The 21,374-nt window shown below is 55.9% G+C and carries 21 protein-coding genes; 8 read left to right on the top strand and 13 right to left on the bottom strand.

Annotated features, from left to right (window positions below; all coding sequences use genetic code 11):
• Positions 1 to 38 precede the first annotated feature (38 nt).
• From mprF to HB779_RS16565, 3 genes are all read right to left on the bottom strand, one after another.
• The gene (gene mprF / locus HB779_RS16555) at positions 39 to 2,624 is read right to left on the bottom strand and encodes a bifunctional lysylphosphatidylglycerol flippase/synthetase MprF (protein WP_188343370.1); all 2,586 of its coding nucleotides are present in this window, start codon (positions 2,622 to 2,624) and stop codon (positions 39 to 41) included.
• A 168-nt stretch (positions 2,625 to 2,792) separates the two neighbouring features.
• A complete protein-coding gene (locus HB779_RS16560; protein ID WP_188343371.1) occupies positions 2,793 to 3,275 on the bottom strand; it encodes a hypothetical protein in 483 nt (160 codons plus the stop codon).
• 315 nt (positions 3,276 to 3,590) lie between these two features.
• On the bottom strand, positions 3,591 to 4,286 hold the full coding sequence (locus HB779_RS16565; RefSeq protein WP_188345972.1) for a fumarylacetoacetate hydrolase family protein: 696 nt from the start codon (positions 4,284 to 4,286) through the stop codon (positions 3,591 to 3,593).
• Positions 4,287 to 4,440: 154 nt separating this feature from the next.
• On the opposite strand from HB779_RS16565, the gene HB779_RS16570 reads away from it, so the two are divergent.
• Positions 4,441 to 5,742: a glucoamylase family protein gene (locus tag HB779_RS16570; protein ID WP_188343372.1), complete on the top strand. Its 1,302-nt coding sequence runs from the start codon at positions 4,441 to 4,443 to the stop codon at positions 5,740 to 5,742.
• Between the two features lie 73 nt (positions 5,743 to 5,815).
• A complete protein-coding gene (locus HB779_RS16575) occupies positions 5,816 to 6,724 on the top strand; it encodes a diacylglycerol kinase family protein (RefSeq protein WP_188343373.1) in 909 nt (302 codons plus the stop codon).
• 48 nt (positions 6,725 to 6,772) lie between these two features.
• On the opposite strand, the gene HB779_RS16580 is transcribed toward HB779_RS16575, so the two are convergent.
• From HB779_RS16580 to HB779_RS16615, 8 genes are all read right to left on the bottom strand, one after another.
• Positions 6,773 to 7,216, bottom strand: coding sequence for a hypothetical protein (locus tag HB779_RS16580; RefSeq protein ID WP_188343374.1), 444 nt, complete (start codon positions 7,214 to 7,216; stop codon positions 6,773 to 6,775).
• 127 nt (positions 7,217 to 7,343) lie between these two features.
• Complete coding sequence (locus tag HB779_RS16585; RefSeq protein ID WP_188345973.1) at positions 7,344 to 8,195, bottom strand: alpha/beta hydrolase; 852 nt, start codon at positions 8,193 to 8,195, stop codon at positions 7,344 to 7,346.
• 42 nt (positions 8,196 to 8,237) lie between these two features.
• Complete coding sequence (locus HB779_RS16590; protein WP_188343375.1) at positions 8,238 to 9,857, bottom strand: NTP transferase domain-containing protein; 1,620 nt, start codon at positions 9,855 to 9,857, stop codon at positions 8,238 to 8,240.
• On the bottom strand, positions 9,854 to 10,567 hold the full coding sequence (locus HB779_RS16595; protein ID WP_188343376.1) for an XdhC family protein: 714 nt from the start codon (positions 10,565 to 10,567) through the stop codon (positions 9,854 to 9,856). Before HB779_RS16595 ends, HB779_RS16590 begins: the two co-directional genes overlap by 4 nt.
• 9 nt (positions 10,568 to 10,576) lie before the next feature.
• Positions 10,577 to 10,909, bottom strand: coding sequence for an XdhC family protein (locus HB779_RS16600; protein ID WP_188343377.1), 333 nt, complete (start codon positions 10,907 to 10,909; stop codon positions 10,577 to 10,579).
• A 19-nt stretch (positions 10,910 to 10,928) separates the two neighbouring features.
• Positions 10,929 to 12,188: a VWA domain-containing protein gene (locus tag HB779_RS16605; protein ID WP_188343378.1), complete on the bottom strand. Its 1,260-nt coding sequence runs from the start codon at positions 12,186 to 12,188 to the stop codon at positions 10,929 to 10,931.
• A gap of 14 nt (positions 12,189 to 12,202) precedes the next feature.
• Positions 12,203 to 13,123 carry a MoxR family ATPase gene (locus HB779_RS16610; protein ID WP_188343379.1) on the bottom strand — a complete coding sequence of 307 codons (921 nt, stop codon included), beginning with the start codon at positions 13,121 to 13,123 and terminating at the stop codon, positions 12,203 to 12,205.
• A gap of 19 nt (positions 13,124 to 13,142) precedes the next feature.
• Positions 13,143 to 13,643 carry a flavin reductase gene (locus HB779_RS16615; protein ID WP_371823934.1) on the bottom strand — a complete coding sequence of 167 codons (501 nt, stop codon included), beginning with the start codon at positions 13,641 to 13,643 and terminating at the stop codon, positions 13,143 to 13,145.
• 224 nt (positions 13,644 to 13,867) lie between these two features.
• On the opposite strand from HB779_RS16615, the gene HB779_RS16620 reads away from it, so the two are divergent.
• The 5 genes from HB779_RS16620 (at position 13,868) to purB (ending at position 18,856) form a co-directional block, all read left to right on the top strand.
• Positions 13,868 to 14,941 (top strand): branched-chain amino acid ABC transporter substrate-binding protein, encoded by a 1,074-nt coding sequence (locus HB779_RS16620; protein ID WP_188343381.1) that lies wholly within the window; start codon positions 13,868 to 13,870, stop codon positions 14,939 to 14,941.
• Positions 14,941 to 15,948 carry a P1 family peptidase gene (locus HB779_RS16625; protein ID WP_188343382.1) on the top strand — a complete coding sequence of 336 codons (1,008 nt, stop codon included), beginning with the start codon at positions 14,941 to 14,943 and terminating at the stop codon, positions 15,946 to 15,948. Before HB779_RS16620 ends, HB779_RS16625 begins: the two co-directional genes overlap by 1 nt.
• Positions 15,949 to 16,028: 80 nt before the next feature.
• Positions 16,029 to 16,703, top strand: a complete 675-nt coding sequence (gene rpe / locus HB779_RS16630) for a ribulose-phosphate 3-epimerase (RefSeq protein WP_188343383.1) — start codon at positions 16,029 to 16,031, stop codon at positions 16,701 to 16,703.
• Positions 16,700 to 17,437 carry a DUF2259 domain-containing protein gene (locus HB779_RS16635; RefSeq protein WP_244642398.1) on the top strand — a complete coding sequence of 246 codons (738 nt, stop codon included), beginning with the start codon at positions 16,700 to 16,702 and terminating at the stop codon, positions 17,435 to 17,437. Before rpe ends, HB779_RS16635 begins: the two co-directional genes overlap by 4 nt.
• Positions 17,438 to 17,548: 111 nt before the next feature.
• Complete coding sequence (purB, locus tag HB779_RS16640; RefSeq protein ID WP_188343384.1) at positions 17,549 to 18,856, top strand: adenylosuccinate lyase; 1,308 nt, start codon at positions 17,549 to 17,551, stop codon at positions 18,854 to 18,856.
• A 56-nt stretch (positions 18,857 to 18,912) separates the two neighbouring features.
• Here the strand turns inward: purB and HB779_RS16645 are convergent, their stop codons facing one another.
• Positions 18,913 to 19,812, bottom strand: a complete 900-nt coding sequence (locus tag HB779_RS16645) for a VOC family protein (protein ID WP_188343385.1) — start codon at positions 19,810 to 19,812, stop codon at positions 18,913 to 18,915.
• 171 nt (positions 19,813 to 19,983) lie between these two features.
• On the opposite strand from HB779_RS16645, the gene HB779_RS16650 reads away from it, so the two are divergent.
• Complete coding sequence (locus tag HB779_RS16650; RefSeq protein WP_188343386.1) at positions 19,984 to 20,532, top strand: alpha/beta hydrolase; 549 nt, start codon at positions 19,984 to 19,986, stop codon at positions 20,530 to 20,532.
• On the opposite strand, the gene HB779_RS16655 is transcribed toward HB779_RS16650, so the two are convergent.
• Positions 20,527 to 21,291, bottom strand: coding sequence for an HpcH/HpaI aldolase/citrate lyase family protein (locus tag HB779_RS16655; protein ID WP_188343387.1), 765 nt, complete (start codon positions 21,289 to 21,291; stop codon positions 20,527 to 20,529). The two genes, HB779_RS16650 and HB779_RS16655, sit on opposite strands and share 6 nt — an antisense overlap.
• Between the last annotated feature and the right edge of the window lie 83 nt (positions 21,292 to 21,374).

Below are 21,374 nucleotides of genomic sequence, written 5' to 3' on the forward strand. Positions count from 1 at the left end.
CTCGAAGGGGCTGCCACTTACCAGGTTTGTTGCATCAATCAGCGAACGTGGTGTGGCAAGGCCTGGGGGCAAATCAGATAATAGGGCGTCCATTTCGGGCCGAACTTATCCTTGAATGCGCGCAATCCGTCAAATCGATAAAATTCAGCACCCCGTCTGTAGATAAATGAACCGATACGGTTCCAGCGCGAGGCGAGATGACTGTCTGAAAGACCGGAGAGCGGTGCAGCTCCAAGATTGAACCATTGGTACCCCTCACCCTTCGCCGCCATCAGCAGATTGGCGAACAGGCCATCCATGATAACACTGGATGCATCGGGCCGGTGGCGCATCAGATCGACAGCGATTTCCTTCTGCCCGGCGCCACGCCAGACATTGGCAAATGCCACGATGACGCCTTCCTTGCGCAACACCGCAATGTCAAAATGTGAGAGATAAGCGGCTTCAAATGAACCGAGCGAGAAGCGTTTTTCAGAACCGGATTTCATCTCCAGCCAAGCGTCGGAAACGTCCCGCAATTCATTCATAACGGCGGGTGTTTGTTCCTTTGGCAGGATTTCAAACGAAATCCCCTCTTTCTCCAGACGCCGGGCAGCATAACGCAGCGGCTGGCGCTTTGAGCCTTCCAGTGAAAAATCGCTGAGTTCGACGCGCGCTACCTCACCCAGCTTCAAGGCCGTCAGTCCCATATCAAGAAACAGCGGCAACCGCTCAGGACCGACACCGTAGAAAACGGTACGGGCACCGGCACGGTCTGCCATATCGCGAAATGCCCAAGCGAGATCGGGAATAGCGTCGTCGCTGCCAACCGGCTCACCCATCGACACCAAACTGCCGCCGGAACGGGCATACATGACAAACCCGCGCGCTTTGCTGTCCATGAGGAAGCGCTTATCACCCAGCAGCGCCAGCGCATCGGACGCACGCGGCGATGCTGCAACAAGTTCAGGCACATCATCCGGGATCGGTTGTGCGCGCAGCTTGCCGCGCCCGACGCCATTGATAATCGTGTTGATGGTGATCGCCGCCAGGACAGTGAGAAGCAGCACGCTGCCACGCAGGAACCGGGAGGCCTGCGCATCCCACGCAAATTCCCACCAAAGCTGATTGGCATATTCCACATGGCGGAATGTAAAGAAGCCAAGCCACAGCACCGCAAACGCCGTTGTGCCGATACTGGCAAGCCATCCCCATGTCAGCCGGAAACTCTCTCCCATCGGCTTGCGATAGAATGAATCGCGGAACAGGAGCAGGACACCGGCCATCAGAGTCAGCGCCAGTGCCTCTTCCCAATCGAGACCCTTCGCCAGAGAGAAGACTGCGCCCAGACTGAAGAGGATGACCGCCATGACCCAAGCACGCCACAATCGGCGAGCAAGCCCGCGTGCCACGATCAGCAGCGCCAAACCAACAAAGCTTGCACCGAGATGCGACATTTCCAGAAACGGCATCGGTACGAAATCGGACAAGACCTCGAGCCGGCGGCTGAAATCGGGGGTAACCGACGAGATGAGCAGGACGATACCGCCGAGAAACGCGATACCGGCAGAGAGCGGCGGGATCAGTGTTTCAAACACCCGCACCGCCAGCATGGTCGGGCCCGCAATCAGGTGGCGGCGACGCAGAAATTCCGAGATGACAAAACCAATAATCGCCACCAGAAACGGAATAAGCGTGTAGATCACCCGGTAAGCCAGCAATGCGGCAATCGCGTCAGGGTTCTGCCCTATCCCCAAACCTGCAATGATAGTCGCTTCGAATGCGCCAATACCGCCAGGCGCATGGCTGATAATGCCCAGTGCAACGGCCACAACATAAATCAGCGCGAAGGCAGCAATGCTGCCAACCGCCCCATGAGGCATCAGGACATAGAGCGTTGCGGCAGCAGCTGCCACATCGATCAGACCGGCAATAATCTGCAGCATCGCGCCTTGCGACGATGGCAGGCGCACGGAAACACGGCCAACCTGCAGGGTGCGTTCACGGCGTGACAGCCAGAACAGCAGGACGGCAACAGCAACAAGAATGGATGCGCCGACAAGCTGATCGAGCACCGGACCAAATGACACAATCCACGGTATGCGCGATGGATCGATAACCAGCGCAACGGCAATCATGATTGTGAAAGCAAACCAGATCGCCAGCCACGACGTCCCGATAATGCGGCCAATATCCGCAACATTGATGCCTTCGGCGGCGTAGACGCGATAACGCAATGCACCGCCGGTCAACAATGAAAAGCCCAAAGCGTTGGAGATGGCATAACCGGCACCGCCAGCCATGGCTGAAATATAGTAAGGCACCCGCTTTGGTGCGATGGTTTCAACCGCTACGACGTCATAAAGCGCCACGGCAGCAAAACTGACGAATGTAAAGAAAAGGGCCCACAGCAACGTGCTGCCGGGTATCGCATGGATGGAGTGTTTGACCTCACGAATGGAAATTTCGCTCGACAGGTGCGTCAGGACCAGCAAGCTCAGCACCGCGACGCCAACACCAAAGAACGCGAACAAAGCCGATTTCGTCTTCTTGCCCCATGGCAACTTCAACTGCGCACGCGCGTTGATTCGCTGCAGCGTCTTCTCGTTGCTATGAACCGTTGACGTGGCTGGGTCCGATATCAATGACTAGTCTTTCCAGTGGATGCTCACAATCACCATGATTTTGAGCAGGGCGCGATAAGCTCCGTAATAATGGCGGCAATAAGCCATAACAACGGTAACACTCAACTCTGGCCAAGCCAAAATCGAGTGCACTATTGTGTGCTTGTTATTGCATTATGATGAATTGTGCTAGGCCGCGCGATCGAAGGCGAGGTGACGATACGATCCCGGAGCGCGGACGCGCCCAACGGCAGTAGATGGCGGGGTTAACCCCATACCTTCAGCAATAGCGGTCGCCACGGAATTGCTGTTCTGAATCAAGAAGGAATAACCAAGGCCCGACGTACGGATACGCGCTGCGACGTCAACGGCAGCCCGCCACCGTGTAGCCACGGACGTAAAACTGCCCTCGAGCAGCAACGTCGTGCGTGACGTGGGGCGCACGTAGAATTCCGGGCAATAGATCAGGTCGCGCTGTGAATAGTCCGTCACAACAGCGGTTAAACGGCCACGAATGGCGCAATAATTGAAACTGCCGTCGGGATTAACAGCGCCACCATTGATTTCATAGAGCGGACGGCCCGTCTCATCAGTCCAAACCACAAAGTTATGGCTGGCAATTCCGGCAAAGCGCGGAATTGGATAGGAGCCAAAGAGGATGCGGTGGTTCATAAAACGGTCGCTCTAGAGGGTGGATTTACAAAAGACTAGCTCATCAATAGAGCATTTATTTTCAAAGACAACAGGGGCTTTTCTAACAAAAATGTGACGGAAATTTAGTTATCCGGCGTACTATCGAATTAATGCGACAGTTCCTTGAAATCTCTCCGGAAAATACCTCACTTAAGGCATTTTCCAGCGCGGCCCGCTGAAAACACGGGTTTGTTTTCCACAGGCACACACCAAAAAATATTTTGCTGTTTTTCAAGCAAATACGATGGAAATGTTTCCCTTCGCTGGCAAAGCTGATGGCAACAGTATCAACAATCAAACAACCTTTGCCCGAATTTCGCCAATACCATCAACGCCGCCATGCATTTCGTCGCCGCGCACAATGGCACCCACACCCGCTGGCGTACCGGAGAAGATCAAATCTCCAGCCTGCAGCGTAAACAGTGTCGATAGATAGGCAATGGTTTCCGGGACATTCCAGATCAACTGGCTGAGATCACCGCGCTGGCGCTCCTTGCCATTGACATTGAGCCAGACAGCGCCCGACTTTGGGTGACTGGTCTTTGACGCCGGCACAATTGCCGAACAGGGTGCCGAAGCTTCAAACGCCTTACCAACTTCCCAGGGACGGCCCAGCTTCTTCGCTTCGCCCTGCAAATCGCGCCGGGTCATATCAAGCCCCACCGCATAACCGAATACGTGGTCAAGTGCCTTGTCCACGGCAATATCTGTTCCGCCCTTGCCAAGGGCAATCACCATTTCCATTTCGAAATGCACATCGTTCGAACCGGATGGATAGGGGAAATTGCCATTGTCCTTGACCAAACTATCCGGATTTTTCTGAAAGAAGAACGGTGGTTCGCGGTTCGGATCATGACCCATTTCGATAGCGTGGTCGGCATAATTGCGCCCGACACAGTAAATCCGGTGAACCGGAAACAGTTTTTCCGACCCGGTCACACTGAGGACGGGTTGAGCAACTGGCTGGAAAAGGTATTCGACGTTCTGCATCATGGGCCTTTCACACGGGATTGATCGCCGCAATCGAATTTGATCTTGGCAAACTGATGATCACGCTACACATGGTATAAAGATCAGACAATCGTCCGATGCAATCCGGCAAATGCAGCGTCATTGTGCCCTTTAGCAGGAATATTCAGCCTTTATGGATCAAAGATTCGTGCACGAAAATATCGGCGTAACGGCTGACGATGCCGCGCTGCTGGACAGGGTGCAACGGGCCAGTTTCGAGTATTTCTGGAAGGGTGCGCATCCGAGCGGCCTTGCGCGCGACCGCTCGGGTAAAAATGCCGATCCCGCCAACGACCTCGTAGCCACCGGAGCCAGCGGTTTTGGTTTCATGGCCATAGTCGTTGCAATCGAACGCGGCTGGATCGAACGTTCCGATGCAATGACCCGGATTGAAAAAATGCTCACCGCGCTTGAGCGAACGAAGCGCTATCACGGCGTTTTTCCGCATTTCTTTAACGGCACGGACGGTTCCACCATTCCCTTTTCTTTTCGGGATGATGGCGGCGATCTGGTGGAAACCTCGTTTCTTTTTCAAGGTCTGATCTGCGTCCGGCAGTATTTTGCATCAGCCTCCCCTGCCGACACAGCCATACGTGATCGGATCAATCGGCTGTGGCACGCTGTCGAATGGACTGCTCATATCAAGCACGATGAAAAAGTATTGTACTGGCATCACAGCCCGCGATTCCATTTTGCCCGCAACGTCCCAATCCGCGGCTGGAATGAAGCACTGATCACCTATGTGATAGCTGCTGGTGCATCCCGGCATTCGATTGATGCGGAAATTTATCATGAAGGTTTTGCGACCGGTAGCCAGTTCGTCAATGGCCGCGACTATTACGGTATCAATCTGCCGCTCGGCCCGGATTTTGGCGGACCTTTGTTCTTCGCGCATTATTCGTTCTGCGGTCTTGATCCGCGTGGGCTTACGGACCGCTACGCGGACTATTGGTTGCAGAACACCAGTCATGTCCAGATCAATTATCAGCACTGCGTCAACAATCCTCACGGCTATAAAGGCTATGGGCCGGACTGTTGGGGATTGACGTCAAGTCACGGTCCCGCTGGCTATGTCGTCAGTTCCCCCGCTTCCGATTTTGGCCTGATTGCTCCCACTGCCGCCATATGCAGCCTGCCCTATCTGCCCCAAGAAGCCATGGCCGCCCTGTATCATTTTTTTGGACAACCCGAAGGAAAAATCTGGGGCCGTTTCGGTTTCGTCGATGCGTTCTCACAAACCAGCGGCTGGTTTGCGCGCACCTATCTCGGGATCGATCAGGGACCTATCGTTGCCATGGTTGAGAACCATCGAAGCGGGCTGTTGTGGAATTTGTTCATGAGCGCGCCGGAAATCTTGCACGGTTTGCAGAAACTCGGTTTTTCCAGTCCACATTTGGCTACAGAAGTGCGCGAAGGTACGGAACCAAACAGCTGATTGCGCATTGCCACATTCGGAGCAGTCGATCACAGTCGATCTGTTATCGCATGTCACCTGCCGGGGATCATTCATGAAAGTCCATGCCATTTTTAACCGTGATGGCGGTACGTTTCGCACGATGGACATGGATGCATTCGCCCGCACAGCACAGGAAATATTTGAAAAACACGGCCACACACTCGAAAGCGAGATCGTTGCCGGTAAAGACATCGTCAAGGCACTCAAAAATGCTGCCAGCGAAGAAAATCACGTTCTGATGGCGGGCGGCGGCGATGGAACGGTCTCTGCTGCTGCGGCGCTTGCTTGGAAAGCCGGTGTGCCACTAGCAGTTCTTCCTGCCGGAACGATGAACCTCTTCGCCCGATCTTTGAAAATCCCGCTGGAATTAAATGCGGCGCTGGAAAGTCTGGCCAGCGGAACAATTCAAGCCATAGATATCTCGACAGCAAACGACGAGACCTTCGTTCATCAATTCTCCATCGGTTTTCAGCCGCAGATGATCAAGCTGCGCAACACCCTGGAATTCAATTCGCGCTGGGGCAAACGGCTGGCAAGCATGCGGGCCTTCGCCAAGGCGATCGGCCGCCCGCCACGTTTTCTGGTTCGCCTGACGATTGATGGCGCACCAACCGAGCGCACTGTCTCGGCTATCTCCGTCTCCAACAATCCCTATGGGCAAGGCATGCTGCCGATCGCCGACGTGCTCGACCGGGGAGAATTAGGTATCTATATCGCCGAACGCCTGTCCCCGTTGTCGGTAACAAAGCTTGCAGCGACCGTCCTTATGGGTTCATGGCGCAAGAACAATGACGTCAACGAAATTCTCGCCCGGGAGATCGACTTGCATTTCCCGCATCTGCATGGCCATGCAAAAGCAACCATTGATGGGGAACTCGTGCAGCTCGAGCGTGACGTGACAATCAAAATCCACGCAGGCGAGTTACGGGTGCTTGTCCCCGCTGCACCGCCGATCAAATAAAAACGGCGCAGCTTTCGCTGCGCCGGATCATTATAAAAGCTGGAACATTCAGCCTTGCTGTTCCTGCTGTTTCTTTTTGGATTTCTTTGCCGGAGCGGTGGCTGGGCCAGCAGCTTTCTTGTTGGCTGCTGCCTCTTCGGCCGCAACCTGATCGGCACTCTTGGGCATTGTATCGACGACAGAACGGACCTTGCCCTTGTCAGTAACGGTGCAGAGTGCATCGCGGATATCGACTTTCAGAGAGACTTCGTTGATGCCGCTGCCAACGGCGCGCTCGTCGACTGCCTTGATGTTGTTCTCGGAGAGCACATATTTGCTCGCTGCGGCCGAGATGCACGGACCGGCCAAAGCTGAGCTCACCGGGGGGCGAACCGGGGAGAATGTTGCGAACGTGGGGCCCATATTGGGCTCACCGGTCGTAGAACATGCGGCCAAAGGAATGAGAACTGCCAAGGGGGCAATCCGGCTAAAAATGGTGGTTGGCAGGCGCATGGCTTTCTCCGCAAAGTCTCATCGCAGGGTGATGTCTGATTAGGCCGGAAACTATTCGCTTTTAACCATTTGTCTAGTGGCACAACTGCCACAATGGGACTTTATTGCCACAATCCCCGCCTCTTCCTCATAACGAAACCGTGAGCATCCAATTCAGCACGGCCCGCCAGTCAGTCATGCGTATGGGCGTGCCGTGATTGCCGGTCTCGAAACGGGTGAAGCGTACCGGATACCCCTTGGCCGATGTGCGAATCTTTCGGTAGAAAGCTTCCTGATCGTCAATTGCAAAGACCGGATCACGGCTGCCATGGCCAAAGAAGATCGGGACACGCCGCTTGAACGCGGGCGAGCCGATGAAATTGTCATCCCACAATGATCCCATCAGGATCAGCCCGGAAATGTCCTTGGAAACCTTCCCATCCTGTATGAGGCGCCAGCACAGGTTGCCGCCCATGGAGCCGCAAGCGACGAACAATTTGGCCTGCGGCGATTGCGATTTGAAATAGGTGATCAACCCGGCAACCTGAGCTTCGCCCTTGTCGCCAAAGTCGCGGAATTCCGGCGTGAGATATAGCCCGCCATTACGGTCCATGAGGTTCTTGATCCGGTTGAAATTACCGCCAAAGGTAAAATCATTCATGCCTTGCTGGCGATTGCCGCCCTGCCCGTGCAGATAAATAGTGATGACAGATGCGCCGGGATCAAGCTTGCCAACGGCCATAACCTTGACCGGACCAGTTTCGGTGGTGACCACCAGATCTTTTTGCGATTTTTTCGGATCCAGCGACAAATATTTCGGTTTAACGCGCAGCTCAGGCACAACATCACGCCCGTTGATATCGCGCATCTCGCTATAATCAACGACCGTGTAATCACCATTGTCTGCAGTTTTCAGAATACCGGGATATGCGAAAACATCGTCCTTATAGGGCTCAAGCTGTGTGGCAAACGCCGCGCTCGAAAGACTGACAGCAGCCATCGCCGCAAGAAAAATAGTTCTGAGCAAATGAAAACCCTCTGATTACCGCACGGTTTCGACGATAGTGCCGCCGGCACGGCTGAGCATATCCGGCGTATCGACGTCAATGGCAGCAGCTTCGCCAAGCTCCACATCAATCACGGGAATATCGCCACGCTCGACCAGATGTCGCGCGCCGACGTCGCCTGCAAGGGTAAACACTTCCTCGAATAGAAAACGCGGCAGGATAACAGGATTGCCACGCTTGCCCTCATAGGTGGCACGCACGACAGACTGTCCACCTGCACTTTGAAACTGCCGGATCATGCTCTGCAGATTTGCTGAGGACAAAGCAGGCATGTCCGCCAGCATGATCATCAAGCCGTCGGACGATGCGGGAACATGCCGGATGGCCGTATGCAGCGACGAAGCCAGTCCACTGGCGTGATCCTTGTTGAGCGCGACAACGATATTGAGCCCGTCCAGAGCAGCACTGCACTGCTCCGCCATATGACCGAGCACCGCAATGACAGGCTGACCATCTGCTTCAATGGCCATCTGAGCCGACCGGCGAATGAGTGGAACACCATCGAAAGTGGCAAGCAGCTTGTTGGCGCCACCCATCCGTGTCGATTGTCCTGCGGCTAAAACCGCAATCGCAACGGTGGCTTTTTGCAAAAGCGGCCGCGGGTCACGCGGCTGCGGACGCGTTGGTATTTCCATGAGGAGGCCGCCAACACCCATCCTGACAATATCTGCTTTGCCTACCGGTATATTGGCCATCAGCCGGTCAAGCACCCAGTCAAAGCCGTTTTCCTTGGGGCTGCGGGCACATCCCGGCGCGCCGATGACCGGTTTTCCATCAAGTTCGCCCATCACCAGCAGATTTCCCGGATCCACCGGCATGCCGATATGATGAACATTGCCACCTGCAGCACGAATTGCAGCAGGCACCACATCATCCTTGTCGACGACTGCCGAAGCACCGAAAACAATGACAATGTCGCTGCTGCGCTGCAATTGCCGGATCGAAGCAGCGAGCAAGGTTGCCTCATGTGCCGGGCGCAACTCGCCTACAAAGATTCCATGACTGGCAACTATTCGCGCATCCAGCACCCGCGTTGTCTTATCGAGAACCGAGGATTTGACCGACGCAAGCGTGGTCTGAATGAGCCCAACACGCAGACCGGCAAACGCATGCACACCGAAAGCATCGCGGCCACGTGCCAGATCGGTTATCTCCGCAATGACTGACGCAGGTACTGCAAAAGGGATAATCTTGATCGTCGCCACCATTTGCCCGGCCTCCACCCGCTCAAAGGGTTTCAGCGTGGCAATCGTCACCGATGAATCAACTGCATTGATCGCATTGATAATATCCGCATCCACCTGAAACAGACCGGCTGTTTCAGCATAACAATTCACCCGCCCTGTTGATGCAGGACCTGCCCGCACACCAAACCATTGCAAAGCATTAGTCATAACCCGTGCAGCGGCATTTTCCTCAAGGTCATCCGGATCGAGCCGCGCGGCCACGACGTGCAGCACCCCTGCGGCGCGCAACTGATCAATATCAGCCGGGGTCAGCACATGGCCTTTTCGAAGCTTCACCGCGCCTGCATGCGTCGAGTGGGCAAGAATGGCTCCCAGTGCCTCGTCGAGAGATGTCTCACCAAAAATCATGCGGACTTTTCCAGCTTTGGCAATGTACGAAGCGCGCGGGCCCGGAATGCCTTGATGACCTCCGCCAGAATGGCAACGGCAATTTCGGCAGGACTGGCCGCACCAATATCAAGCCCGATCGGTGCATGAATAGAAGCAATCTCACTCTCGCTTAGCTTCAGTGCCGCTAACCGTTCAACCCGCGTGGCATGGGTTTTGCGGCTACCCAGCGCACCCACATAGAAGCATCCGGCTTTCAACGCCTGTTCCAGCACGTGATCGTCAATCTTCGGATCATGGGTAACAGCAGCTACCGCCGTATAGGCATCTAGCGGATGGGACTTCAGATAGTCCTGCGGCCATTGCGCGAACAGTTTCACATCGGCAAACCGATCCGGCGTAGCAAACGCCGTGCGCGGATCGACAATCTCGACATCATAGCCAGCAAACTTCGCCATGGGCGCCAACGCTTGGCTGATATGGACTGCACCGACAACCACAAGCCGGGGCGGCGGAAGATGGACATTGAGAAAGAATGGGCGTCCATCAATATCAGCGACGCCTGACTGCCCCGACAGGAACCGGCTGGCAATCACCGCGCCAAGTTCACCAGCAACAGGATCGCCTTCCTTGATAACCCGGTCGCGGCCATCGCCAATATCCGTCAAAAGCACCGCAGCCCGGCGGGCCCGGCGTTCAATATTCAGTTTCTTGAGGCAATAGGGATCCACGATACGCGCTCAGCCCAGCCGCTCGATATAGACTCTGATACGCCCGCCACAGGACAGACCCACTTGCCATGCCGTTTCATCGGCAACGCCGAATTCCAGCATGCGCGGCTCACCCGAGGTGATGACGTCCATCGCCTCCGATATGACAGCGCCTTCCACACATCCGCCCGACACGGAACCTTCAAAATTGCCCTTGTCATCCATCACGAGATGACTGCCGACAGGGCGCGGAGCTGAACCCCACGTCTCGATAACCGTCGCAATAGCGATATTGCGGCCATCCGACATCCAGCTCTCGGCAATCAGCAGGGGATCAAGCTCGCTCATATTGTGTGCAGTCATGGCAGTGCCTCCAGCACCATTATGCGTGCAACCCGCGCTCGGGGAAAGAGGCACGTTGCAACCAGCGCTTGGGATCGTTGGCTTTTTCCGCAGGGCGGCTCAAGGCTTTGCACAGATCATCCAGCGCATCGAGATTATGCACAGCGCGGAAATCATCGACATAGGGCAGCATCGCCCTGACACCGCGAGCGCGCGGCTCGAAACCTTCGAAGCGCAATAACGGATTGAGCCAGATCAGACGGCGGCAGGATTTGGACAACCGTTCCATTTCCGCCTCCAGGCCGCTGGTTTCTTCCCGTTCAAGTCCATCTGTAATCAGCAGAACCACTGCACCCTGGCTCAAAACCCGCCGCGACCACTGCACATTGAACTCACGCAAGGTCTCACCGATCCGCGTACCGCCGGACCAGTCGTGCACGGCACCGGTGCAATGAGCAATGGCGTCATCCGGGTCGCGGTAACGCAATGGCCGTGTAATATTGCTGAGGCGCGTGCCAAAAACAAAACAATGCACCCGGCGGCGCTTGCCCATCATCGCATGCATGAAATGCAGGAAAATACGGGTATATTGGCTCATGGAACCCGAAATATCCGCCAGCACCACCAATGGCGGATGCACTTCACGCCGCGAACGGAATTTCGGCAGGATGAGATCGCCGCCCGTGCGAAGACTGGAGCGCATCATGGCTCTCGGGTCGATGCGTTGCCCTTTCGGATCGCTGCGAAAACGCCGCGTCTCTATTTTGTCCACGGGTAAAGTCAGTTGATCCATGGCACGCCGCGCCTGTGTCAGCTCGTCACCAGTCATCTGGGCAAAATCCTTCGATCTCAGGACTTCCTTGCCGGAAAAGGTAAAACGCGCGTCAATATCGATTTCAGGCGGACGCTCAAGCGGCTCATGACGGGCATTGCCCTTAAACAACGCCTCGGCCACCCGCGCTTCCGCCGCCTTAGGCTTTGATCGCTCGTGCGCCACCGCGACCGGCGAGAACATGGCGATCATCTTTTCGATCAACTCACGCGAACGCCAATAGAGCCGGAAGGCCTCGTCAAATGTTGCATGATCCTCCCGCCGGGTGACGAGAACGCAATGTAATGTCCAGTAAAAATCATCGCGTGACCCTATGCCACCGGCAAGCACTGCCTCAATGGTATCCTTGACCGCAGCCGGTCCGACCCGCAGTCCGGCTTTTCGCAGAGTGCGGGCAAAATAAACGATATTGTCGGCAAGCCGACTATCCTGCCGGGCGTTGTGCGGTGAAGAAGTGAATGTCTCCATATCCTACAGACGCCCTAAGCCGCGTTCAGTTCCGCCTTGACTTCGTCGAGAATACGCCGCCCCTCGCCACTGGCAATCCGGGCGATATCATCCTGATATTTAAGCAGCACACCGATCGTGTCGGAGATTGTCTCGGGATCGAGTGCCAGTTTGTCCATTTCGGTCAATGCACCGGCCCAATCGATTGTTTCCGCAACACCCGGCAGCTTGAACAGGTCCATTTCCCGCAGTTTCTGCACGTAGCGGACGATTTCGTCCGAAAGCCGCTCATTGGCGGCTGGCACCTTGCGGCGAACGATTTCCAGCTCGCGTTCCGCCGTCGGGTAATCGACCCAGTGATAGAGACAGCGCCGCTTCAGCGCATCATGGATTTCACGCGTGCGGTTGGTCGTGATGATCACAATCGGCGGTTCGGCGGCTTTGATCGTTCCCAATTCGGGTATTGTGACCTGATAATCCGAAAGAACTTCGAGCAGAAATGCTTCGAAAGCTTCATCTGTCCGGTCCAGTTCATCGATCAGAAAAACCGGTGCCCTGCCCGCTTCGCCTGAGAGTGCCTGCAAAACTGGCCGCCGGATCAGGAATTTTTCGGAAAACACATTGCGTTCGATTGCTGACTTGTCGACCTTGCCCGTCGCTTCATCCAGCCGGATCTCAATCATCTGCGCCGCGTAGTTCCATTCATAGACGGCAGAGGAAACATCAAGCCCCTCGTAACATTGCAGCCGGATCAAAGGCCGGTCCAGCGTCGATGCCAGAACCTTTGCGATTTCGGTCTTGCCGACACCCGCTTCGCCTTCAAGAAACAGCGGCCGTTTCATCCGCAAGCTTAGGAAAAGTACCGTTGCCAATGCCCGGTCTGCCACATAGCCACCCGTTTCCAGCAGCACCAGCGTATCTTCGATCGATTGCGGCAATGACGAAACGTCGGCCATGAAAACTCCGCTATTGCCTCTATTCTCCAACGCCGTGATAGGCACGGTTGAGATAAACCAGGGATTGGCTGCGCTCCCCGATGTTGAGCGCCGTCACCTTGCCGTATATCACATAATGCGTCGCAACTTCGTGGGTGGCAATGATGCGGCAATCGAAGCTGGCAAGCCCGTCGATCAGCACGGGCGCGCCCGTCTGCAGCGTCTGCCAGTTACCCATAGCGAACCGGTCTTCCTGCGTCAGATCGCCTTTGCCGGAAAATGCTTCGGAGACGGCCTGTTGGCCTGCCGACAGGACATTCAGCGCAAAGACCTGATTCTCGATGAACAGATGATTGAAATCATGCTGGCGATTGAGACAGACCAGAATTGTTGCCGGATTATCAGAAACTGAACAGGCAGCCGAAATCGTCACGCCGCGCCTGCCCGCCGGCCCATCGGTGGTGATGACATGGACCGCTTCGGCAAAATGGCTCATGGCATTGCGAAATGCGAGCGGTTCTATCTTTTGATCTTTGGCGATAAGCAATTTTCTTATTCCGTTGTCCAAACCATCACTAACGCAACATGCGCTGGAGACATAGGGGGAGAATATTTTTTCAGCATCCTGCATCCGACGCCGATATTATCCCATCATACTTACCCTTTTATATAGAGCCGGATTGCGCAGAGAGAAGGAAACCTTTACCCAAATCGAACGTTTGGTTCTCCTTCGGTTTAAGGTACGGCAATATCGCAATGAATCCCATGATACGCGCAGCAACGTGTGGCCTATGCCTGTTGTTTGGCAGTGTCGCATATGCGCAGGACAAAATCGGTGTCATTGCGCCGCTTTCCGGTTCCTTTGCGCGCCTGGGCAATCAGATCGTGGATGGCACAAGTGCCGCCGTTACAGGTAACAGGCAGGGACAAGATATCGGCATCGTGACCGCTGACGACAAATGCGATGGGGCGGGCGGTGCAGCGGCGGCAAAAGAAATGGTGCTTGCCAATGCAACAATCGTAATTGGCTTCCTGTGCACAGAATCGCTTGAGGCGGCCCTGCCCATTCTCAGTCAGAAGGGTATTGCCGTCATCACACCCGGCGTTCGGGCGCAGACTTTGACCGAAATGCGCACGGATACACCCTATCCGGTGTTCCGTATCGCGCCTTCCGAGCGCAATGCTGCACGCGAGACTGGCGATATTCTTGCCAATCTCTGGCGCTCGTCACCTTATGCCATCATCGACGACGGGACGATTTTTGGCCGCGAACTGGCTTCGGCGGTTCGGGCACGGCTGGAAGAAAAAGGGCTGAAGCCGGTCTTCGCCGACACCTATCGTCCCGGCCTCGAAAATCAGAACGCACTTGTCGGCCGGTTGAAGCGGGCCGGAGCCACGCAGGTGTTTATCGGCGGCGAGCGTGATGATGTGGCTGCCATCGGCCGCAGCGCAGCAGCGCTGAATTATCCGCTCGTCATTGCCAGCGGAGAAAGCCTGGAAGCCGCCATCGGCGGCGGCGATCTCGCGGCGGGAACCTTGATGATTGCGCCGCGCGATCCCGGCAAACTCGAAAGCGCCCGCAATGCCAGGAATGCCCTTGAACTGGCTGGTAAAGTGCCAGAGGGCTATGCCGTTCCTGCCTATGCTGCGGGCGAAGTTGCTGTGCAGCTTTTGACGACCGCGCAGGCGCAGGCCGCTTCCCTTGCCGATTTGTTGCGCAAGAATGTCTTTGAAACCGCCATTGGCCCTGTGCAATTCGATGCGCATGGAGAGCGGATTGCCGATACCTACCGTCTGCAGCGCTATGACGGGAAACAGTTCGTGCAGGAGAGCAACTGATGCCTTTGAAAACCGGGCCGCGCAATCTCATTACTGACGTTGCGGGATTGAGCGTCGGCAATTCTGAGGATGAGACAATCAAGTCAGGCACAACCGTTATCCTGTGCGATGAACCGGCAACGGCAGCCGTACAGGTTCTCGGCGGCGCGCCCGGAACGCGTGAAACCGACCTGTTGGAGCCGCACAACACAGTCGAAACAATCAATGCACTGGTTTTATCGGGCGGCTCGGCCTTTGGTCTCGACGCCGCGTCCGGTGTGCAGGCGGCGTTGCGTGAGAAGCGGATTGGCTTCAAGGTCGGCGGCCAGCGCATTCCTATCGTTCCGGCAGCTATCCTGTTTGATCTGATCAATGGCGGCGACAAGGATTGGGGCCTCTATCCGCCCTATCGCGAGCTTGGATATCAGGCCGTGCAGTCTGCTTCGCGCGACTTCGCCATCGGCTCGACAGGCGCTGGTGCCGGTGCACTGGTGACGGGATTGAAAGGCGGGCTTGGTTCGGCATCATCTATTTTGCCAAGCGGCGCCACCATGGGCGCTCTTGTTGCCGTGAATGCATTGGGATCGGTGACGGTCAGCCGCACGCGCCATTTCTGGGCGGCACCTTTTGAGATTGGCGGCGAATTTGGCGGCCTTGGATTGCCTCACCCGCTGCCTGCCGATGCAGCGGATATCAGGACAAAATTCAAGGAAACCGACAGCAATACCAACACGACCATCGCCGTCATTGCGACAGATCTGCAATTGACCAAGGCACAGGCCAAGCGTCTCGCTATTGCCGCGCATGATGGTTTTGCCCGGGCGATCTGGCCGTCGCACACACCATTTGACGGCGATCTGGTGTTTGCACTCGCCACCGGAACCAGCAAGCGCGCGCCAGAGATCGACGAATTCATCGAGCTTTGTGCGGCAGCAGCCTCAACAATGGCGCGGGCTGTGGCGCGCGGGGTTTACGCGGCAACAGCGATGCCGAATGACCTGTTTCCTGTGTGGAGCGCGCGTTCTTAACGGCTGTGAAGCGGGTTTTCATTGTGCCTGCTGGCAGCGCATGGTAACGGGCGCGCACAACACCTCTACCGGAGAACGCCATGAGCCGTCCGCTTGTCATCGCCCCATCCATCCTCGCTTCGGACTTTTCCAAGCTTGGCTCGGAAGTCACCACTGTTCTCAAAGCAGGTGCTGACTGGGTGCATATCGACGTCATGGACGGGCATTTCGTCCCGAACATCACCTTCGGCCCGGAGGTGGTCAAAGCCATCCGTCCGTTGACTGATGCTATTTTCGACACGCATCTGATGATTTCGCCTTGCGATCCCTACCTTGAAGCCTTTGCCAAGGCTGGCTCCGACATCATCACCATCCACGCAGAAGCGGGCCCGCATGTGCACCGTTCGTTGCAGGCTATTCGCGCGCTGGGCAAGAAGGCTGGCGTTGCCATCAATCCCGGAACACCGGAATCCGCCATCGAATACGTATTGAACGATGTCGACCTCATTCTGGTCATGACCGTCAATCCGGGTTTTGGCGGCCAGAAATTCATTCCGGAAACGCTGGCGAAAATCCGCAAGGTCAAAGCGATGATAGGCGACCGGCCAATTGATCTGGAAGTCGATGGCGGTATAACGCACGAAACATCCGGGCTGGCTGTTGAAGCTGGTGCAAACGCACTGGTTGCCGGATCTGCGGTGTTCAAAGGCGGTTCGGAAGCTTCCTACCGCGCCAATATCGAGTTGATCCGCAACGCAACGTTCAAAGGTTCATGATGCGTCTCACCTCCCTGCTCAGCGCCGCTGTCGTCCTTGTCGCAAGTTCATGGTCTTTAGCAGCGCAGGCAGGAGATGCCGCCAAACTCGATATCCTCGGGTTTTCCAGGGATGGCAAGGTGTTTGCCTTCGAGGAATATGGCGTTCAGGATGGCTCGGGATTTCCCTATGCCAACCGCTATTACATTGACACCGCAACCGACACATTTCTGCCGAAGACCCCGGTTCGTGTGCGTCTTGACGAAGAAAAGGCATCCATCGAAGAAGCGCGCGAAAAAGCCGGCCGTGACGCGCAGGGCGTGACAGGATTTACCGACAAGGAGCTGCGCGCCAATTCGGGTGATACGGTTGCTGCCAATCCGATCACCGAACTATCGGCAGACAAATTCAAGGTCACCTTCAATCCCCGCCCGGTTTTCCCGGCCATAGACGAACCGTTGACGGTGACGTTGGACGAAATCGATGTGCCGCGTCCGGATAAGTGTCCAGAGCCCGAACCATATAAGGGTTTTCGCCTGAAGCTGCAGCAGGGCAAGTCAGCTGATATCAAGACCTTGCACGAGGACAAAACCATTCCAACCAGCCGCAGTTGTCCGCAAGGCTACAGTATCGGCGCAGTCCAGACGTTCTACCTCGCAGACGGCAAACCTGCTCTCGCCATTTTGATTGCCGTCCGCACAATGGGCTTTGAGGGCCCCGACCACCGCTGGTTGGCGGTAACCACGCAACAGTGATTTCTGGCCATATCGCCGTGCAGGCTGAAAAGCCGCGTTGAGTACAGCGTCTTGGTCTGTTAGAGCAGGTTTCACACTCATCCGCCCATCGATTGCCTATAGGAACACAATATGATCCCGCGTTATTCGCGGCCCGAAATGGTCGCCATCTGGTCCCCGGAAACGAAATTCCGCATCTGGTTTGAAATCGAAGCCTATGCCTGCGATGCGCTTGCCGAACTGGGCGTCATTCCGAAGGAAGCGGCCGCAACGATCTGGGAAAAGGGTGGCGCTGCGACCTTTGACATTGACCGCATTGATGAAATCGAACGCGAAACCAAGCATGACGTCATCGCTTTCCTGACGCATCTTGCCGAGATCGTTGGTCCGGATGCGCGATTCGTGCATCAGGGCATGACATCATCTGACGTGCTCGACACCTGCTTCAATGTCCAGTTGATGCGCGCCAGCGATATTCTTCTGGCCGATCTAGACAAGCTGCTTGCGGCGCTGAAAAAGCGTGCTTTCGAGCACAAGGACACAGTCACTATCGGCCGCAGCCACGGCATTCATGCCGAACCGACCACGTTCGGCGTCAAGCTGGCGCAGGCCTATGCCGAGTTTGAACGTTGCCGCACCCGCCTCGTCGCGGCGCGTGCCGAGATCGCAACCTGCGCTATCTCGGGTGCGGTTGGCACATTTGCCAATATCGACCCCTATGTCGAAGAGCATGTGGCGAAGTCGCTCGGCATGGAGCCGGAACCGGTCTCGACACAGGTGATCCCGCGCGACCGTCACGCCATGTATTTTGCCACACTTGGCGTCATCGCCTCGTCGATCGAGCGGCTTTCGGTGGAAATCCGTCATCTGCAGCGCACGGAAGTTCTTGAAGTCGAGGAGTATTTCTCTCCGGGCCAGAAGGGCTCGTCCGCCATGCCGCACAAGCGCAACCCTGTGCTGACCGAAAACACCACCGGCCTTGCCCGCATGGTTCGCGCCTTTGCCATTCCGGCTATGGAAAATGTGGCACTCTGGCATGAGCGGGATATCTCCCATTCGTCCGTCGAGCGCATGATTGGCCCGGATGCGACGATCACGCTGGATTTCGTTCTGGCCCGCATGACCGGCGTCATTGAAAAACTGTTGGTCTATCCAGATAACATGTTGAAAAACATGAACAAGTTCCGTGGTCTTATCCATTCGCAACGCGTTCTCCTTGCTCTCACACAGGCTGGCGTTTCGCGCGAAGATTCCTATCGTCTCGTGCAGCGCAATGCGATGAAGGTCTGGGAACAGGGCAAGGATTTCCTTGAGGAACTGCTGGCCGATGCGGACGTTCGTGCTGCGCTGCCGGAAGACACGATCCGGGAGAAATTCGACCTTGGCTATCATACCAAGCATGTCGATACGATCTTCAAGCGGGTGTTCGGCGAAGCTTAAACTCGTGTTGATTGACCAAAGAAAAAGCCCGCAATTCTGCGGGCTTTTTTGTGAGATCAGGCTTTGGCGGGAACAATTCGCATGACATTGCCCCAAGGGTCGATGATCTCACGTTCATCCTTGGCATCTTGCGAGACAAATTCGGCCCAAGCCAAACCCGACCGATCGTTGTCACGCTTGCCCGCACCTTTGCTCTGCCACGAATTGGCAGCAACATGGTGGTGATAGCCGCCCGTTGAAAGAAACACGGCACTTCCGCCAAATCCGGCAACAGTCTGCATTCCGAGTTCGGTGTGCCACCACGATTCCGCATCCTTGGCATTGCCAACACGCAAGTGCAGGTGGCCCACCATGGCACCATCAGGCGCACCATTCCAAGCCGCGGTATCAGGCTTCAGTTCACTAAGCAGATTGCCGACATCGAGCGCGGCTGTGCCCATCTGTACGGATGAGCCATTCCACTTCCAGCTTTCATGCGGACGATCAGCATAAATTTCGACGCCATTGCCTTCAGGATCGGTCAGATAGATCGCCTCACTGACCAGATGATCTGACGCGCCGACAATCTGCGTGCGCTGATCGATGGCACGCCGTGCCCAGCGAGCGAGATCAACCCGCCGTGGCAACAGGAAAGCCGTATGATAAAGCCCGGCGCTGTGCGGATCATCAGCACGCACCGTGGATGCCTGTTCGATTTCCAGAAGTGGTGTGTCGCCTGCCCCAAGAATAACGGTTTGGCCCCTGCGTGACAATTCACGCAAACCAACCACGTCGCTGTAATATTTTGACAGCGCATCAGCGTCCTTGGCCTTGATGCCAACCTTGGACACATGGGTCGGGGCTGTTGCTGCAAAAAGTACGTCGCTCATCTTTCTCTCCGCGCGGGCTGTTCCCGCGATCGCGTCAAGGGCAAGCACACCGGCGCCACCAACGATATCTCTGCGTGTGACCCTCATATGCTTTCTGCGATCCATTTTGTTTCGTTGGAACTAAAGTCGGTTGTTCTGCGTCCGGATACAAGTCACGCATGAGCGAACAGCATGTTCACAAATAGTGAACCAGCGAACCACGATTGTTTACCGTCACGCAGCGTTGCGGTTTGCCGATATTTTTCCTAAATGAGGACCATGAAAGTCAAAGACGCCGATATTCTCATTATTCCCGGTTACACCAATTCCGGCCCCGATCACTGGCAGAGCCGCTGGGAAGCAAAACTTTCCACCGCACGCCGTGTCGAGCAGAAGGAATGGTCCAAACCCGTCCGCGAGGATTGGGTTGCCGAAGTGGTCAAGTCTATCAACGAAGCAACGCTTCCGGTTGTCGTGGTGGCGCATTCGCTAGGGGTGCCAACCTTCATCCATGCCCTGCCGCAGATTGGCAGCAAGATCAAAGGCGCGTTTCTGGTCACGCCGCCTGACGTGTCGAATCCGAAAATCCGGCCTAAACATCTGATGACATTCGGTCCCTACCCGCGTGACCCCTTCACGTTCCCATCAATTGTCGTTGCTAGCCGCAACGATCACTATTGCGATTATGCGGTCGCCGAAGATTTGGCAGCCGCCTGGGGCTCACTGTTTATCGACGCGGGTGAATCCGGTCACCTCAACGCCGAATCCGGCCATGGGCCATGGCCGGAAGGCACAATGGTCTTTGCGAAATTTATCTCGCAGCTATGATTTAACCGCTTCCAGCAATGTCTGCGCGCCAACTTGCAGATAGGCCGTATCGACCGAAAGCGGGAGATAAGTGAAGCCGAGACCTGTAAAGCGCTTGGCCAATTCGGCATTCGCCGCATAGATGCCGCAGAGCTTGCCTGCCGCCCGTGCCTTGGCAGCGATTTCTTTCAGCGGCTCGATAATAGCCTGCGAACCCGCATCGACTTCTGCGCCATTGCTCCAGGCAATGGAAAAATCCGAAGGTCCGACAAAGACACCGTCAATACCATCGACAGCCAGAATATCATCCAGCGCGGCAAAGGCTTCGCGGGTTTCGATCATGGCAAAGGCCAGCGTCTTCTGGTTGACTTCAGCAAGATAAGCGCCGGAGCCGCCAGCACCGTAACTGCCTGGACGTCCGCGCAATTGCCCCCACGAGCGCTCACCGACTGGCGGATATTTCATCGACGTCGCGAAGCGGCGGGCGTCTTCCACGGAGTTGATCATCGGGGCGATGACACCCTCAGCCCCGAAATCCAGCGCCCGGCTTGCCATGTCGAAACGGTCCACCGGTATGCGCACTACCGTATGCTTGCCTGCGTTCTGGATGATACCGACGCTGTGCAACACCGATTCCGTGTCAAACGCACCATGCTGCATGTCGAGCATGAACGCGGTGAAATCCGTCTTGCACAGGGTTTCCAGAACCAATGGATACGGCAAATTGCACCAGGCGGAGAAAACAGTTTCTCCCGCTCTCAGGCGTGACGCTAACGGCATGATGGCTCCCGGATTCAACTGGTCTGAACGACTCGTGGCTCAGTGAAGCAAAAATGACGGCATCACGCCAATAAAAAACCGCC

Origin of the sequence: Phyllobacterium sp. 628 (genome assembly GCF_014189505.1) — a bacterium.
Classification (GTDB): Bacteria; Pseudomonadota; Alphaproteobacteria; order Rhizobiales; family Rhizobiaceae; genus Phyllobacterium.